At 63.6% G+C, this 13,372-nt stretch carries 10 protein-coding genes, 1 tRNA gene and 1 pseudogene; 2 read left to right on the plus strand and 10 right to left on the minus strand.

The genetic code is table 11. The features are described from left to right. From murJ to B2994_RS03005, 3 genes are all read right to left on the minus strand, one after another. Positions 1–779, minus strand: a 779-nt coding sequence (murJ, locus tag B2994_RS02995; protein ID WP_291526903.1) for a murein biosynthesis integral membrane protein MurJ, incomplete at its 3' end; no start/stop codon positions are given. Further along, a complete protein-coding gene (locus tag B2994_RS03000) occupies positions 776–2,902 on the minus strand; it encodes a DUF6049 family protein (protein ID WP_291526904.1) in 2,127 nt (708 codons plus the stop codon). The genes B2994_RS03000 and murJ, both read right to left, overlap by 4 nt. Further along, complete coding sequence (locus B2994_RS03005) at positions 2,899–3,630, minus strand: NUDIX hydrolase (RefSeq protein WP_291526905.1); 732 nt, start codon at positions 3,628–3,630, stop codon at positions 2,899–2,901. Before B2994_RS03005 ends, B2994_RS03000 begins: the two co-directional genes overlap by 4 nt. Before the next feature lie 86 nt (positions 3,631–3,716). Between B2994_RS03005 and B2994_RS03010 the strand changes: the two genes are divergently transcribed. Then, positions 3,717–5,138: a CCA tRNA nucleotidyltransferase gene (locus tag B2994_RS03010; protein ID WP_291526906.1), complete on the plus strand. Its 1,422-nt coding sequence runs from the start codon at positions 3,717–3,719 to the stop codon at positions 5,136–5,138. Between the two features lie 6 nt (positions 5,139–5,144). Here the strand turns inward: B2994_RS03010 and B2994_RS03015 are convergent, their stop codons facing one another. From B2994_RS03015 to B2994_RS03045, 7 genes and pseudogenes are all read right to left on the minus strand, one after another. After that, a complete protein-coding gene (locus B2994_RS03015) occupies positions 5,145–5,795 on the minus strand; it encodes a LytR C-terminal domain-containing protein (RefSeq protein WP_291526907.1) in 651 nt (216 codons plus the stop codon). Positions 5,796–5,856: 61 nt separating this feature from the next. Beyond that, positions 5,857–6,828 (minus strand): 4-(cytidine 5'-diphospho)-2-C-methyl-D-erythritol kinase, encoded by a 972-nt coding sequence (locus B2994_RS03020; RefSeq protein WP_414630629.1) that lies wholly within the window; start codon positions 6,826–6,828, stop codon positions 5,857–5,859. Next, positions 6,825–7,721 (minus strand): 16S rRNA (adenine(1518)-N(6)/adenine(1519)-N(6))-dimethyltransferase RsmA, encoded by an 897-nt coding sequence (rsmA, locus tag B2994_RS03025; RefSeq protein ID WP_291526909.1) that lies wholly within the window; start codon positions 7,719–7,721, stop codon positions 6,825–6,827. Before rsmA ends, B2994_RS03020 begins: the two co-directional genes overlap by 4 nt. An 83-nt stretch (positions 7,722–7,804) precedes the next feature. Then, a complete protein-coding gene (locus tag B2994_RS03030) occupies positions 7,805–9,472 on the minus strand; it encodes a G5 domain-containing protein (RefSeq protein WP_291526910.1) in 1,668 nt (555 codons plus the stop codon). Between the two features lie 380 nt (positions 9,473–9,852). Then, positions 9,853–9,926 (minus strand) — tRNA-Thr (locus B2994_RS03035). A 215-nt stretch (positions 9,927–10,141) separates the two neighbouring features. Continuing rightward, the gene (locus B2994_RS03040) at positions 10,142–11,077 is read right to left on the minus strand and encodes a DsbA family protein (RefSeq protein WP_291526911.1); all 936 of its coding nucleotides are present in this window, start codon (positions 11,075–11,077) and stop codon (positions 10,142–10,144) included. A gap of 615 nt (positions 11,078–11,692) precedes the next feature. Next, positions 11,693–12,530 (minus strand): annotated as a pseudogene (locus tag B2994_RS03045) (serine/threonine-protein kinase); the annotation flags it as partial. Positions 12,531–12,570: 40 nt separating this feature from the next. On the opposite strand from B2994_RS03045, the gene B2994_RS03050 reads away from it, so the two are divergent. Beyond that, positions 12,571–13,372: glycoside hydrolase family 3 N-terminal domain-containing protein (locus tag B2994_RS03050; RefSeq protein WP_291526912.1), on the plus strand; the 802-nt coding region annotated here is incomplete at its 3' end.

Genomic DNA, 13,372 nt, shown 5'->3' on the forward strand with positions numbered 1-13,372 from the left:
TTCACCATGCCCATGATCAGGTTCAGCACCACCAGCGCCATCGACCAGACGGCCACGCGCCCCATGGATCGCAACCCGATGCCCCTCAGGCCGAAGCGCGGCCGGTAGTGCAGCCCCAGACGGGTGAGGGGCACGAACAGGATCAGCGCCTGGAACGCCACGCCGGCCGTCCATGCGCCGGCCGTGAGGGTGATTTTGTCTTCCGTCCACCAGTCCACCGGCTGCATGGCCGCGTTGCCGAACTCCCAGATGAACAGCGAGAATCCGAGGCAGCTGATCACATTGGCGCCCACCGAACTCCAGGCGTACATGCCGAAGCGTTCCTTGGCGGCGAGGATCTGCCCCAGCACGGTGTACAGGCCGTAGAAGAAGATCTGCGGCATGCACCATAGCGTGAAGGCGTTGGCCAGCGCCCGCTGCTCGCCGGTCCAACTGGCGTTGATGTACAACTGCGTGATCCAGGACGTCGCCAGCATCATCACCACGGTGACCGCGACCAGCAGCGAGATGGCCGCCGTGATGAGCTTGTCCAGGCGCTCCTTGGCATCGGTTTGCTTGAGGGCGCGCACAATCTGCGGTACCAGCACCGCGTTGAAGATGCCGCCGGAGATGAGGTTGAACACCACCTGCGGGATCTGCGAGCCGGTTTGGTACGCCATGGCCGCGATGCCGGTGGTGCCGATGGCCGCCGCCAGCAGAATCTGCCGCAGCTGCCCGGTGAGGCGCGAGGCGAAGGTGCCGGCCGCCATGATCATGGAATTACGTCCGATGGAACTCATTCGTCAGGATCCTTTACCCTGTGGAACTGCCGCCAGAATCCCCAAGCCGCGAGCACGAGCGCCAGGGCGATGATGGCCATGCCGCTCATGTCGTTCAGCTGCAGATGCGACGAGATATGCGTGTGCTGGACGTTCCCGAACGCGTCGCCGTTGCGGTCCAGCAATTGCAGGTCAGCGGTCGTGCGGCCCGATGTCAGTACGCGAATCGCGAAGGTGACCTGGGTTTCCCCATGCGCGGGCACGGTGGCCTCCACCTGATGCGAGGTGAGGATCGTCATGGAATTGGTGCTGGAGCTGACGGTCACCCGCACCGGATAATCATGATTGTTGCTGATGGTCACCGGCATTTGGGCGGTTTCGCTAACTACGCTGATTGAATCCGAAGGCGAGATCGAAATCTCGGAGAACAGGGCGTTGGCGATGTCCTGCGCCCGGCTGGCCAAGGAGCGGTTCAACCCGCTGCCGTCGCAGGCGCGCAGGGCAAGCAGCTGATGCGCCGCATACAGTTGGTCGGTCCAGTCCTTCGCCTTCTGACCCGCGTCGTCCGCCAGAACCGTCGTGGCGAAGCGCGTGATCTGCGACCGACTGGACGCCAGCGTGTGCAGCGCGTCGATGATCGCCTGCGCCGATTGGGAGGGTTTGGGGGCTGCGGACTGCTCCGATTCGCCGCCGCTGTCGTCGCCGTCATTGCTGCCGTCGTCGGCGGTGTCGGTATCGGATTGCTGCGGGAGCACGGCAAGGGCCCGGCTGCCGGAGCGGTACGGTTGCGCGTCGCGCAGACTGTTGAGATCGGACAGATGGATCCAGCCGGCCTCCTCCATGGCGGTCATCATGCGGTCGATATGCTCCGCGCTGGCATTGGTGCCGAAAGTGACGAGCAGGTTGCGGTTCGCGTAGGGCTGTTCCATCTGGTAGAACGCGCTTTGGGCGATGAAACGCGCCATTTGCCCGGCCTCGCTGGTCTCCGCCGTGGCTTCGTCGGATGTCGGCTGGTTCTGGGCCAGCCTGGTGAGCGTGGTTTGCGAGGCCAATACGGTGACGGTGCCGGCCTCTGTGGTGATCTCATAGTTGCCGGTGTGGGCCGTCGCGGTGGAATTGGCCTCGAATTCAGGTCCCGCGATGACTGTCCGATAGCCTCGCCGCGCGGCATAGGTGAGCGCCTCGAGGGTCCAGTTCCCCTGCCCCTGCCAGGCGATGTCGTCAGTGCTGCCCGCCTTCCAGAGGTCTTCGCTGAGTCCTGCCTGGGCGAAGTCGTCGGCGCTGATGCCGTCGACGCTGGTCAGATCGATATAGCCGCGCTGCATGGAGGCTTCGGTGCGTGGCGATTGGCTGAAACCGCTGAGATAGTCGGGGTCGGACACCACCTGCATCTCGGGGTGCTTGGCGATGAGGGCGGATTGCTCGGAACGTCGTGCGCCGTCCACGGCCGCGATGGCATTGGGATCGTCCTGCGATCCGCCTTGTGTGAGTTGCGTGATCGCCTCGTCGTCAACGTGCCAGGCGCCCGCGGTCAGCGGCATGACGACGGTCAGATTGATTGGTGGGGTTTCGGCGTTGCGCACCCCGTCCGTTGATCGCGTCAGAAAGCTGGTGAGTGTGACGCTGCGGCCTGCCGATCCGGTGTCCAGGCTGATGCGCAGCGGTTTGGGACCCCATGTGGTGATGGCGGTCAGCGAGGCATTGTCCGCCGGCGCGCTCACGGTGACGGTGGTGCTGGCTCCGGCTGCCAGATGGCTGATCTGAGCCGTGCCGAGCGTGTTGCGGGTTGGGATCGAGGCGCTGCCATCCGCCCAATCCTGCATGTCGACGCGCGAGGTGAAGGTGTACAGCGCATTGGTCGCCACCGTGAGGGTCGCCTGGCCGAGTGGCTCGCTGGTGGCGTTGATGACGGTGACCGACGCGTGGTATCCGGAGGATGAGGTGACCACCGGCGTGAGATCGTCGGCATACAGGCAGATGGCGTTGTCGCAGGCGGGGGCTTCATTGGCGTCGGCGTCGTCGGCGGCTGCGCCTGGGGCGGTCACGGCGATGGCCGACATGGCGAGCAGCACAGTAAGGGCCGAGCAGCCTGCGCCGATGCGGCGCGCGCACTGCCTCATCAGGGCGCGTATAGGTCGTCTCATACTTGTTTCTTGATTTTCCTTGCGTAGAGCCATGCGATTTTGCGTTCGTTGGGATAGCTCAGCACATCGTCCAGGTCGCTGAACTTCACCCAGATGGCATCCTCCGCCTCGTGGTCCGGATCCCCCTCAACGGTCAGTTCCCCGCCGATGCGCCTCAGCGCATAGTGGTGGACGAGTTTGTGCACGCGCTGGCTGGTTCCGGTGAACCAGTAGTCGATGGTGGCGATGGAGCCGATGACCTCGCCCAGAATGCCCGTCTCCTCGTGGACCTCGCGCACCGCGGTCTGTTCCGGCGTCTCGCCTTTTTCGATATGCCCCTTGGGCAGGCACCATTCCAGATGCCCGGAGCGTGAATGCCGCGCGATGATGGCCACGCGGCCTTGATCGTCGAAAATCAGCCCCCCCGCCGAGTATTCGCGCACCACGGGCAGTTCCTGGGCGTCCAGGGAGGCGAAGGTGGTGGGGCCGTCGAAGGCGCGACGCTTGGGCATGATGCTCGGCGTGGGGGCGCCGGTGGCCGGAGCGTCCTCGGATTCGTCTTCGCCGAGCACGATGTGTTCGGGAAGATTGAGCCGGTCGCCGATGCGCTGCTTGAAATCGTCGTCGGAGGAGCTGTACAGCAGCTGGTCCGGCTCCTGATAGGTCCGGTCGGAGGGTTTTTGGGTATGGTCGCCCGTCGGATTGGTGGCGCGCGACATCATGCGCGCAAGGTCCGTGGGCGTAATCATGTTTTCCACCCTACTCGACTCTGTGTGCAGGTGGGGTAACGGTATGCTGGTATTCGCACAGAAAAACGGGGCAGGAAAGGGTACGTGTGACTTTCGAAGTCTGGCCAGAGGCCATCGAACTGGGGCGGATGTTCGCCGATCGGGGTTATGAGCTTGCATTGGTGGGTGGTCCGGTCCGCGATTTGCTGTTGCATCGCCGGTCCCATGATCTGGATTTTTGCTCGTCGGCGCGCCCCGAGGAATTCGAGCCGATTCTGCGTCGCTGGGGGCATGACGGTTTCTGGGATATGGGCCGCAAGTTTGGCACGCTTGGCGCGATGCGGCGTCGCGCGGACGGCACCGAGGTCAAGGTGGAAGTGACCACGTACCGATCCGACTCGTATACGCCGGACTCCCGCAAACCCGAGGTCAACTACGGCGACACGCTGGAGGGCGATCTGTCGCGTCGCGACTTCACCGTGAACGCCATGGCGCTGCGCGTGCCTCAGCTGGAGTTCGTGGACCCGTTCGGCGGCGCGTCGGATTTGGCTAAAGGCGTATTGCGCACCCCGGTGAAGCCCGAACAGTCCTTTGATGACGATCCGCTGCGCATGATGCGTGCGGTGCGGTTCGTGGCGCAGCTGGGATTCCACATCGAACCGGAAACCGCCGAGGCGATCACCGCGATGGTGGATCGCATCGACATCGTCTCCGCGGAGCGGGTTCGTGACGAGCTGACCAAACTGCTGCTGTCCGACCGTCCGCGTGCCGGCGTCGAGGCGTTGGTGGAGTCCGGGCTGGCGGATCGCGTGTTTCCCGAGATTCCGGCGTTGCAGTTGGAGCTGGACGAACATCATCGTCATAAGGACGTGTTTGAGCACACGATGATCGTGCTGGATCGCGCGGTGGCCCTGGAGACCGGTCCCGACGGCCCTGTGCCCGCACCGGACCTCACGCTGCGCCTGGCGGCCCTGATGCACGATATCGGCAAGCCGAAAACCCGGCGGTTTGAAGCCGGCGGTAAGGTGAGCTTCCATCATCACGATGCGGTGGGTGCCAAGCTCGCCCGCAAGCGCCTGAAGGCCCTGCGCTTCGACCACCATGTGGTCGACGACGTCTCCGAACTGGTGAATCTCCACCTGCGCTTCCATGGATATGTGGATGAGCCGTGGACCGATTCCGCGGTGCGGCGCTATGTGAAGGACGCCGGGCCGCTGTATGAGCGCCTGAACAGGCTGACCAGGGCGGATGCGACCACGCAGAACAGGCGCAAGGCGCAGATCTTCTCCTCGGCGATGGACGAGATGGAGCAGCGTGTCCGCGATCTCAAGGAGAAAGAGGATTTCGACGCGATCCGTCCCGATCTGGACGGCAATGAGATCATGGATCTGCTGGAGCTGTCGCCCGGTCCGATCGTAGGCAAGGCGTACAGGCATATGCTTGACTACCGTCTTGATAACGGGCCCGTCGAGCATGATGCCGCCGTGGCCGAGCTGCGGCGCTGGTATGCCGAGCAGTCTCGGGGCTGATTCGCCCTACTTGAGCGTGTTCGGATCGATGGCCGCTGGCAGATCGGTCATCTGATCGGCGGCCACGCAGCCGGAGATGCTCGCCAGTTTGGCGTCAGACGAGGCTGACGGGTCGGTTTTGCTTTTCAGATTGATGAAGGTCGGCCCGATCACCACGTTGACGGTGGCGTCGTCGCCGGAGGTCATCTGCAGGATGGCATCGGTGAACAGGCTGCCCAGTGTGTAGGCCTGTGCGATGGACGTCTTGGTGAAGTAGATGGTGGTGCGGCTGCCCTGCCAGTTCGGCAGCGAATAGGCGGTGTTGTCGACGTTGAAGCCGCGGTTCTGCAGCTCGTCGCGCACGGCGGCGGCCAAGCCGGTCTGGCTGGTTCCGTTGATCGTGCGCACGCTGATGGAGCCGGGGTCGATGCGCGATCCGTCGTAATCCGACTGGTCGCTTTCGTTGAGCTTGGTGGGCAGGCAGGGGGCGGTGACGCCGTAGTTCGGCTGCGCCTGCGCGGCCTTTTTGGTCCGGCCGATCACACCGTAGAACACGAGCAGCGAAAGCACCATCGCTACAACCAATATGGTTGCGGCGATGGAAAACACCAGTCGTTGCCGGTTGCGCACAAACACCTTGCGCGCCTCGCGCTCGTCATATCCCTGAAAATGTGTCATTGCCAGCCTTCCGCTTCACCGTATTGCTCATTACCATATCGTCCCGCGCTGACTGTGTGCGTCAGGCGGTGCGACCGACGACGGTGCCGTGCGATACGGGCCTGGCGGGGGCGTTTGCCGCGATGATGCGGTCCACGCTTGCCGTTCGATGCCAATCGGCGACGATGCGCCGACGGGCTGCTTCGTCGGCCGCGCATGCCACCACCGACGGACCCGAACCGGAGACGAATGCCGTTGACGCCCCTGCGGCCCGCGCGACGTCAATTGCCTGTCGGGAGCGCGGATGCAGGTCTGTGGCCGCGCGCTGCAGGTCGTTGAGGTCGTCGGGACCGGCGCCGATTTCATCAAAGTGCCGATAGACGTCGGGCGTGCTCAATTCGTCGTTGTATGCGCCGATCAGCATCAGTCCGGTAACGCCTTTGGATTGCAGAAATGCAATTTCTTGGGCGTTGTCGTCGAGCGGCTCGATGCGCTCGCCGAATCCCGTTCCGTGCGCATACCCGCCAAGCAGGCAGAATGGCATGTCCGCGCCCAGCTCTGCGGCGATGGGCAGCAGACGTTCAACCGGCCAGTTCAGTCCCCACAGCTGGTTCAGCGCCAGCAGCGTGCCGGCCGCATCCGCCGATCCGCCGCCGAGTCCGGCTCCCACGGGAATGCGCTTGACAAGGGTGATGGCCACATCCGGGCTGACCTTCGCGGCCCCGGCAAGCGCGAAGAGCGCGAGAACGGCGTGATTGCACCGCATGTCGGAGGATGAGCAGGCCAGATCGCCTAGATGGTCACCGCCGAGATCCAGCGAGAATCCGCTTCCGGGCGCCTTGCGAGCCACCGTGACGGTGTCGTACAGCGACAGACCGCAATAGATCGTGTCGAGGGCATGCCGTCCACCCCATTCGGCATGGCGTTCCGATACCTGCAGGGTGAGGTTGGTTTTGGCGGGACAGTCGACGCTTACCGCTGTGACCATGTCCATGGCTTGATTGGCTGCGTCGAACGCGTCGGCGCTTCGGGTGGGCAACGTATGCGACATCATCGGATCATCTCCTGGGAAGCGTAGGAGTCCAGTGCGCCCGCCAACCTGACGAACTCGTCGATGGTCAGCGTCTCTCCTCGCCTGGTGGAATCGATGCCTGCCGTCTCGAAGACTTCAGGCGGCACCATTTTCTTCAGGGCCGCGTGCAGCGTTTTGCGACGCTGCCCAAACGCCGCGTCGATCAGGCGGAAGGTGGTTGCACGCGAGGTTTCGGGGAAGCGGTGGCACCTGGTGAACCTCACCAGGGCCGAATCGACATTCGGGGCGGGCCAGAACACATTGCGCCCGATGACGCCCGCCCGCTCGGCGTCGCCATACCAGGCGAGTTTGACGGAAGGGGTGCCATAGATTTTGGAGGCCGGTTCCGCGGCCAGCCGATCGGCGACTTCCTTCTGCACCATCACCAGGAATGAATCAAGATTGGCGAAGCGCTCCAACAGGGTCAGCACAATCGGAGTGGCGACGTTGTAGGGCAGGTTGGCCACCAGCTTGAACGGCTGTTCGTTGGCGAATTGCGGCAAGTCGTCCGGGGCGATGGTGAGTGCGTCATGCAACACCACGGCAAAACGGTCCTGCGCCTGCGGCATGAATTCGGCGATGGTGCGGGGCAGGCGTTCGGCCAGCGGCGGATCGATTTCCACCGCCGTCATGGTGGCGCCGGTTTCCAAGATCGCCAGCGTCAGGGATCCGAGACCCGGACCGACTTCGAGCACGTGAGTATCGGCGTCCACGCCGGCTTCACGCACGATTCGTCGCACCGTGCCGGGGTCGATGACGAAGTTCTGCCCGAATTTCTTCGTCGGACTTATGCCGGCCGCGGCGGCGATGCGGCGAATGTCGGCGGCGCCAAGGAGATGACCAGATGGGCTGTTGGAGGTGGACTGTTCGATCATCTGTGTATCTGCTCGTTTCGCTGGTCGTTGCTGATGGGGGGGGCATGTGGCTGGGGCGGGGTTCCGGAGGATATTGCTGCCAACTAGTACCATTGGTTCGCTTGCCAGAAATTCCATGCCTTGGTGGGGTTGCCGTATCGCTGGGCGATATACTTCAGGCCGGCGTCGATCTGCACTGCGCCGTCATCCAGCCACCCGTAGCCCATCGACCATCCGGGGAGCAGCTGCGGTATGCCGTAGGCGGTGGATGACGCGTTGTCGGCGCTCCACTGCCAACTGGACTCGCGCTGCCATATCTGCTCGATGTAGTTCCATTCGTCGCCGGTCCAGCCGCGTTGCGCCGCCGCCCCTCTGGCATAGGCCTTGGCTTGGGCGACAGTCGGATGGTAGAGCCGTGCCATCGATGCGGGGATGTGGTCGTGGGCCTCGCGCCAGGCTTCCTCTTCCTGACGGCTGAGGCCGGAGGGGGCCACGGCGATTTGGCCGGTGGTGTTGAGCGACGAATCGCCGTTGTTGGAGCTTCCGGAGTTGCCTGAGCTTCCGGAATTGCCGGAGTTACCCGAGGCGCTCGAGTTGCCGGAACCGTTGGAGTTGTGGCTGCCGGTCGGCTTTGAACTGGGCTGGGATGTGCTCGGCTGTGATGTGCTGGGTTGGGATGTGCTCGGTTGGGACGGTTCGGCGGAAGCGCCCGTGCTGGGCTTGGCTGTCGGTTCCGCCGTGGTGCCGGAGGAGGATGGTTGTTCGGCGGGCGTCGAGGGGGATGACGTCGCGGAGGGTGACGTCGAGGGGCTCTGGCCCTGATTGGTTGCGTTGCCGCTGTCCTCGGAATCCGCGGCATCGCCTTCGGCCGAGTTACTCCCTGTGCCTGGGGTGGCAGTTGCCTCCGGCTCCTGTTCCTGTTCCGGCCCGACGGCAATCACCGTGTCGACGGCGGCTTTGGTGGTTTGCGAAGAGAGCAGCTTGGAACTCTCCTCAACGCCGTCCACCAGTGTGGTGTCATACGTTTCCGTGATTTCGCCGTCCTGGCCCTGTTGGCGGACTTCGCGCGCCCCCGGCGCCAGGCTGGTGTCCACGATGGTCTGCGTACCATGCTCGACGGGCGTGATCTTGGTGGTTTGCGTATGCGTGACGCGCTGTACGCGCAGAATGGTGGTGTCGCCGTCTTTTTCCACGCTGACGCGGTCGTCTTTGCCGAGCGTGATGCCTTTGGAGTCGAGGATGGAGGCGGCCGGGAGCTTGCCGTTCGGTGCCACCGAGGTCTTGCCGTCCCAGATCACGGTGACCGGTCCGGATTGGTTGATCACGAATCCGCCGGTCAGCTGGTTGTAGACATTCGCGATGTTCACCGTCACCTTGGCCGCAGCGGCTTCGTTGCTGGCAAAGAAGCCGAGCAGTTGGTCGGCGCTGGTGGCGACGGTCCAGAACGGCACCTCGGCGCCGTCGATGACGATGGTGGTCTGGAAGGCGGATCGCACGGTCACCACGTCGTGGTTCGTCAGGGAGTCGGTGCCGGATGTGGATTGCACCAGATCGTGGGTTTTGACGTCAACGCCCTGTTCCTCCAGCAGACGATCCACGCTCATGGCGTAGGTGGTGACGATCCGTGATTCCCCGTTGATGTCCAAGGCCACGGATTTGCGGGCGCCGATGCCGAAGCACAATACACTTGCCACGGCAACGGTGGCGGCGCATACGGCTACACGAATCCTGCGATGCACCACAAACCGCCGTGGTGTCCAACGACGTGCCATAGTACCTCCTGAACATTGCTCTGCCGAACGATTCTAGCCGGGGAGGCGGGGTGCATGTTTGCGCAACGTCCGGTCCCGCACAGTATGTGCGCACTCGCTGGACCGGGATTCCCGATGGTGCCTTGCCGCCAGTCCTTGCGGCTTTGAACGTCATGCGTGATGTGGGTTCAAGGTGAAGAAAAAGGGGGCGGGAGAGAAGGGGATGGTCCCGCCCCCCGAGGCAGAGCTGGTTGGGGGAATGCCCTGCCTATAACCAGAAGCCGTAGTTGGGGGGGAGGCTTCTGGGGTAACTTACTCGAGCGACGTCTGTCTATTGTGTTTACTTATGCAGTCCTGGCATATCGTCGGATGAACCGATGATGGTGTACGGGCTGTCCGCGAGCCTCCTGTCGGGATCGAACCGACGACCTGCCGCTTACAAGGCGGCCGCTCTGGCCATCTGAGCTAAGGAGGCCTGCCGGCATTGAGCCGGACGAGTGACCAGCATATCCCCAAAAACTGGAATACGCTAATCAAGCTTCCCTAGGCATTCCCCGAGAAGAGCTTCGTATACATTATGCACTCTCTCCTTGGGAACGTACCTTCTGTGTGTCGCGAATGCCTGGAATTGGTGTCGTAGCTGCGGCAAGCAGAAGTACGGTGCCTGAAAGCATTGCGGTTACTGTGGAATCAGGATTCCGGATACAGCGCCTTCCCATCTGCGCCGATTGTTGGCAACGTAGTTGTGCCCACGGCGGATTCGTCGAGGCCAATGGCTTTGAGCAGTCCCTGGCCAAGCGACACATCGCTGCCCACCGCGCTCCAATTCCAATACGTGCCATTGATGGTTACGATCGGCGTGCTGATCTGGCCTTTCAGGCTGCCGGACACGTTCGCCAGCTCCTTGCGGTTAATGGTGGCCTGCGTTTCGGCGTTCAGCCATTCGTCGTATTTGCCGTCGCTGATCGTAGCCGCCAGCTCGGCGCTCACACCGGCTTTGATGGCCTGCTGCTGAATCTGCTCATCCGATGTCGCCACGTAGGCGCTGCCCTCCTGCGGCTGATAGTCCTGGGCGAAGAGATTCGAGATGAAAGCCAGCAGATGATCCGGATCCTGCTCGGCCACATTGATCACCGCATTGGCGGCGCGTGTGGAGTAGTTGTCGGTGGAATAGCGGTCCATAAAGCTGAGCGGATGCACTTCCAGATTGATCTGCCCGGCCTTGACCATGGCGGCGGTGTAGGAGCTCGTGGACCGTTCCATATTGCCGCAGCCGGGGCAGAGGAAGTCCATGTAGAACTCAACGGTGGGAACCCCCTCGACGGGTTGGTTGATGCCGTTTTTGGACATCACGAAACCGTAGTCGTCGGTCGTGTTGGCCGGCTTGACCTGCGCCTGCTCGACGTCATTTTTCAACGCGGTGGTGTCGACGGGACGGTTGCGCCACCACACGGTGATGGCCACCGCCGCCACGATGGCGACGATGACCGCGACCACCAGCGCACCGAGAATGGTCTGCTGCTTGCGCTCCTTGGCGAGCCGCTCGGCGCGGGCCTTGGCGGCGGCGGCCTCGGCGGCCTTGCGTTGGGCGCGTGTTTGCTGGCGTTGGGTTTTGTTTGCTGCCATAACCTGTTCCTTTGCGTGCTGTTGAATTGGTTGGTATACGTTCTGTTCGGCGGTGCTCCGCATGCGTTTCCGAATAATGTGGGCGACCGGTTGGCGTGCGCCGGCGATCCGTGGTTGGGTCCCGGTTCCCTGCGTGGACAAACCGCCGCCTAGTGTAGCTGCTGTGTCTGAACGATATGCGCCGATTTCACCGACCGATGATTGCCGTGATGACGGCGATGACGAAGATCGCGCTGACGGCGAGGCCCAGCAGCAGGTCGGAGCGTGACTCCCTGCGCGCTTCCGGCGGGGGCGTCGGTTCGCTTTCGTCGGTGATCGGGTCGAGCCACAGGGTGCGCGGGTTGGTCTCGCTCATGGGCGGGATCATCGGCGCGGTCCCCTGCAGAAGGCGCGTGGGTTCGATGGCCGAGGTGCCGGTGGTTTCGGGGCCTATGGGCCGCAAGGCGGCGTGGAGGGGCTCAGTGGCCGAAAAGTCTGCGCCAAAAGGGCGCACCACCTGCGGTTCCCCGTGCGTCGCGCTTGTGGAGGCCGTGCCGCTTGGCTTGGCGGGCTGGCTGGCGACTATTGAACCGTCGGGGTCGTTGAAGTCGTCGGGATCGTCGTCCCTGCCGGCGATGGCGTCGTGCCGGATCGCCTCGAGCAGCTCGCCCGGGGTGCAGCGGTTTTCGGGATGGGGGCTGAGCGCCGACCGCAATGCGGCCATGGTCGTCGCGGGCAGCCCGGCAAGATTCGCATTGCCGGAGGCCGCCCGTTCAAGCACGGTCATCATTGGTCTGGTGCCGAACGCCGGCTGTCCGGTTGCGGCAAAGGCGAGCACCGCCGCGCAGCTCCACCAGTCGGTCGCTTCGCTGGATTCCGCGCCCTCTATGATTTCGGGCGCGATGAATCCCGGGGTGCCCATCACCAGGCCGGTCCGTGTCACATGGCTTTCGCCTTCGCCCATGGCAATGCCGAAGTCCACCAGCACGGGCCCTCTGGCGGCCACCATCACATTGGTCGGTTTGATGTCGCGATGGACGATTCCCGCCCTGTGGACGGCTTGCACCGCGGCGATGAGACGCGAGGCCAGGCGCTCCAGGTCCTCACCCACATATCGGCCATTGGCCGCCACGTCCTCTTTGAGGTTGCGCCCATCGATCAGCTCGGTGACGATGAAGGCCACGGCGTCATCCAATTCCATGTCCACAATCTGACAGACACCCGGATGGCGGATTTTGCGCATTGCCATCGCCTCGCGGCGCAGGCGCTCGCGAGCCGGCACGTCTTTGCGCAGATCGTTGTCGTCGCTGAGCGAGTCGCGCAGAATTTTCATCGCGTAGACCTGGCCGCCCCCGTCTTCCACGCGCCACACCGACCCCATGGCCCCGGCCCCGAGGCGCTCGATCAGGGTATAGCCTCCCAGCATCCCACCGGGTTCAAGATCCAACGCGCTGATATCATTCATGGCTACCATTGTGCCGCAGCCGTTCGTCCCGTGGCGGTAGCGTAACGGTATGGGCGATTTGCACAATGGCCGGGGTGGGGTCTCGCGCATTGACGGATTGAGTTTGCTGGAGCGGGCGGTGCTGCTGGGCGGTGCCTCGCAATGGACCACGCATGCCGTGCCGAGGGCCGGTGTGCCGGCTATGGTGCTGGCCGACGGGCCGCATGGGGTGCGACGGGAGGCGCGCGGCGGGGAAGCCGTGGATGCGGCGCAACCGCATGCTGCCCTGCCGGCCACCTGTTTCCCGACGGCTTCGTTGTCGGCGTGTTCGTGGGATCCGTCGCTGATGAGACTTATGGGCGAGGCGCTGGGCGCCGAGGCGCGTGCGCGAAGGGTGAACGTGCTGCTGGGGCCCGGGTTGAACATCAAACGCAGTCCGCTATGCGGCCGGAATTTCGAATACTTTTCTGAGGATCCGCTGCTTGCCGGTCGCATGGCAGCCGGCATGGTGACCGGCATCCAATCGCAGGGGGTGGCCGCATGTCCCAAGCATTTTGCGGCGAACAGCCAGGAATTGCGGCGGCAGTGTTCTAATTCCGTTCTTGACGGCGCGACCCTGCGCGAGCTGTATCTGACCGGGTTCGAAATCGTGGTGCGCCAGGCGCGTCCATGGGCGCTGATGAGTTCATATAACCGGATCAACGGCACGTACGCGCATGAGCATCGCTACCTGCTGCGGCGGGTGCTGCGCGACGAGTGGGGTTTTGACGGCATGGTGGTTTCCGATTGGGGCGCCTCGAATGATGTGGTCGCCGCGGTTGCGGCCGGCGGATCGCTGGAGATGCCCGATCCCGGTCTGGCTTCGGTGCGTC

Source organism: Bifidobacterium sp. UBA744, from assembly GCA_002298605.1.
Classification (GTDB): Bacteria; Actinomycetota; Actinomycetes; order Actinomycetales; family Bifidobacteriaceae; genus Bifidobacterium.

Bases quoted from the DNA above. Each gene is read 5' to 3' on its own strand.
- B2994_RS03015 (WP_291526907.1), bottom strand. From the start codon at position 5,795: ATGACACATTTTCAGGGATATGACGAGCGCGAGGCGCGCAAGGTGTTT.
- B2994_RS03040 (WP_291526911.1), bottom strand. From the start codon at position 11,077: ATGGCAGCAAACAAAACCCAACGCCAGCAAACACGCGCCCAACGCAAG.
- B2994_RS03005 (WP_291526905.1), bottom strand. From the start codon at position 3,630: ATGATTACGCCCACGGACCTTGCGCGCATGATGTCGCGCGCCACCAAT.
- B2994_RS03030 (WP_291526910.1), bottom strand. From the start codon at position 9,472: ATGGCACGTCGTTGGACACCACGGCGGTTTGTGGTGCATCGCAGGATT.
- B2994_RS03000 (WP_291526904.1), bottom strand. From the start codon at position 2,902: ATGAGACGACCTATACGCGCCCTGATGAGGCAGTGCGCGCGCCGCATC.
- rsmA (WP_291526909.1), bottom strand. From the start codon at position 7,721: ATGATCGAACAGTCCACCTCCAACAGCCCATCTGGTCATCTCCTTGGC.
- B2994_RS03020 (WP_414630629.1), bottom strand. From the start codon at position 6,828: ATGATGTCGCATACGTTGCCCACCCGAAGCGCCGACGCGTTCGACGCA.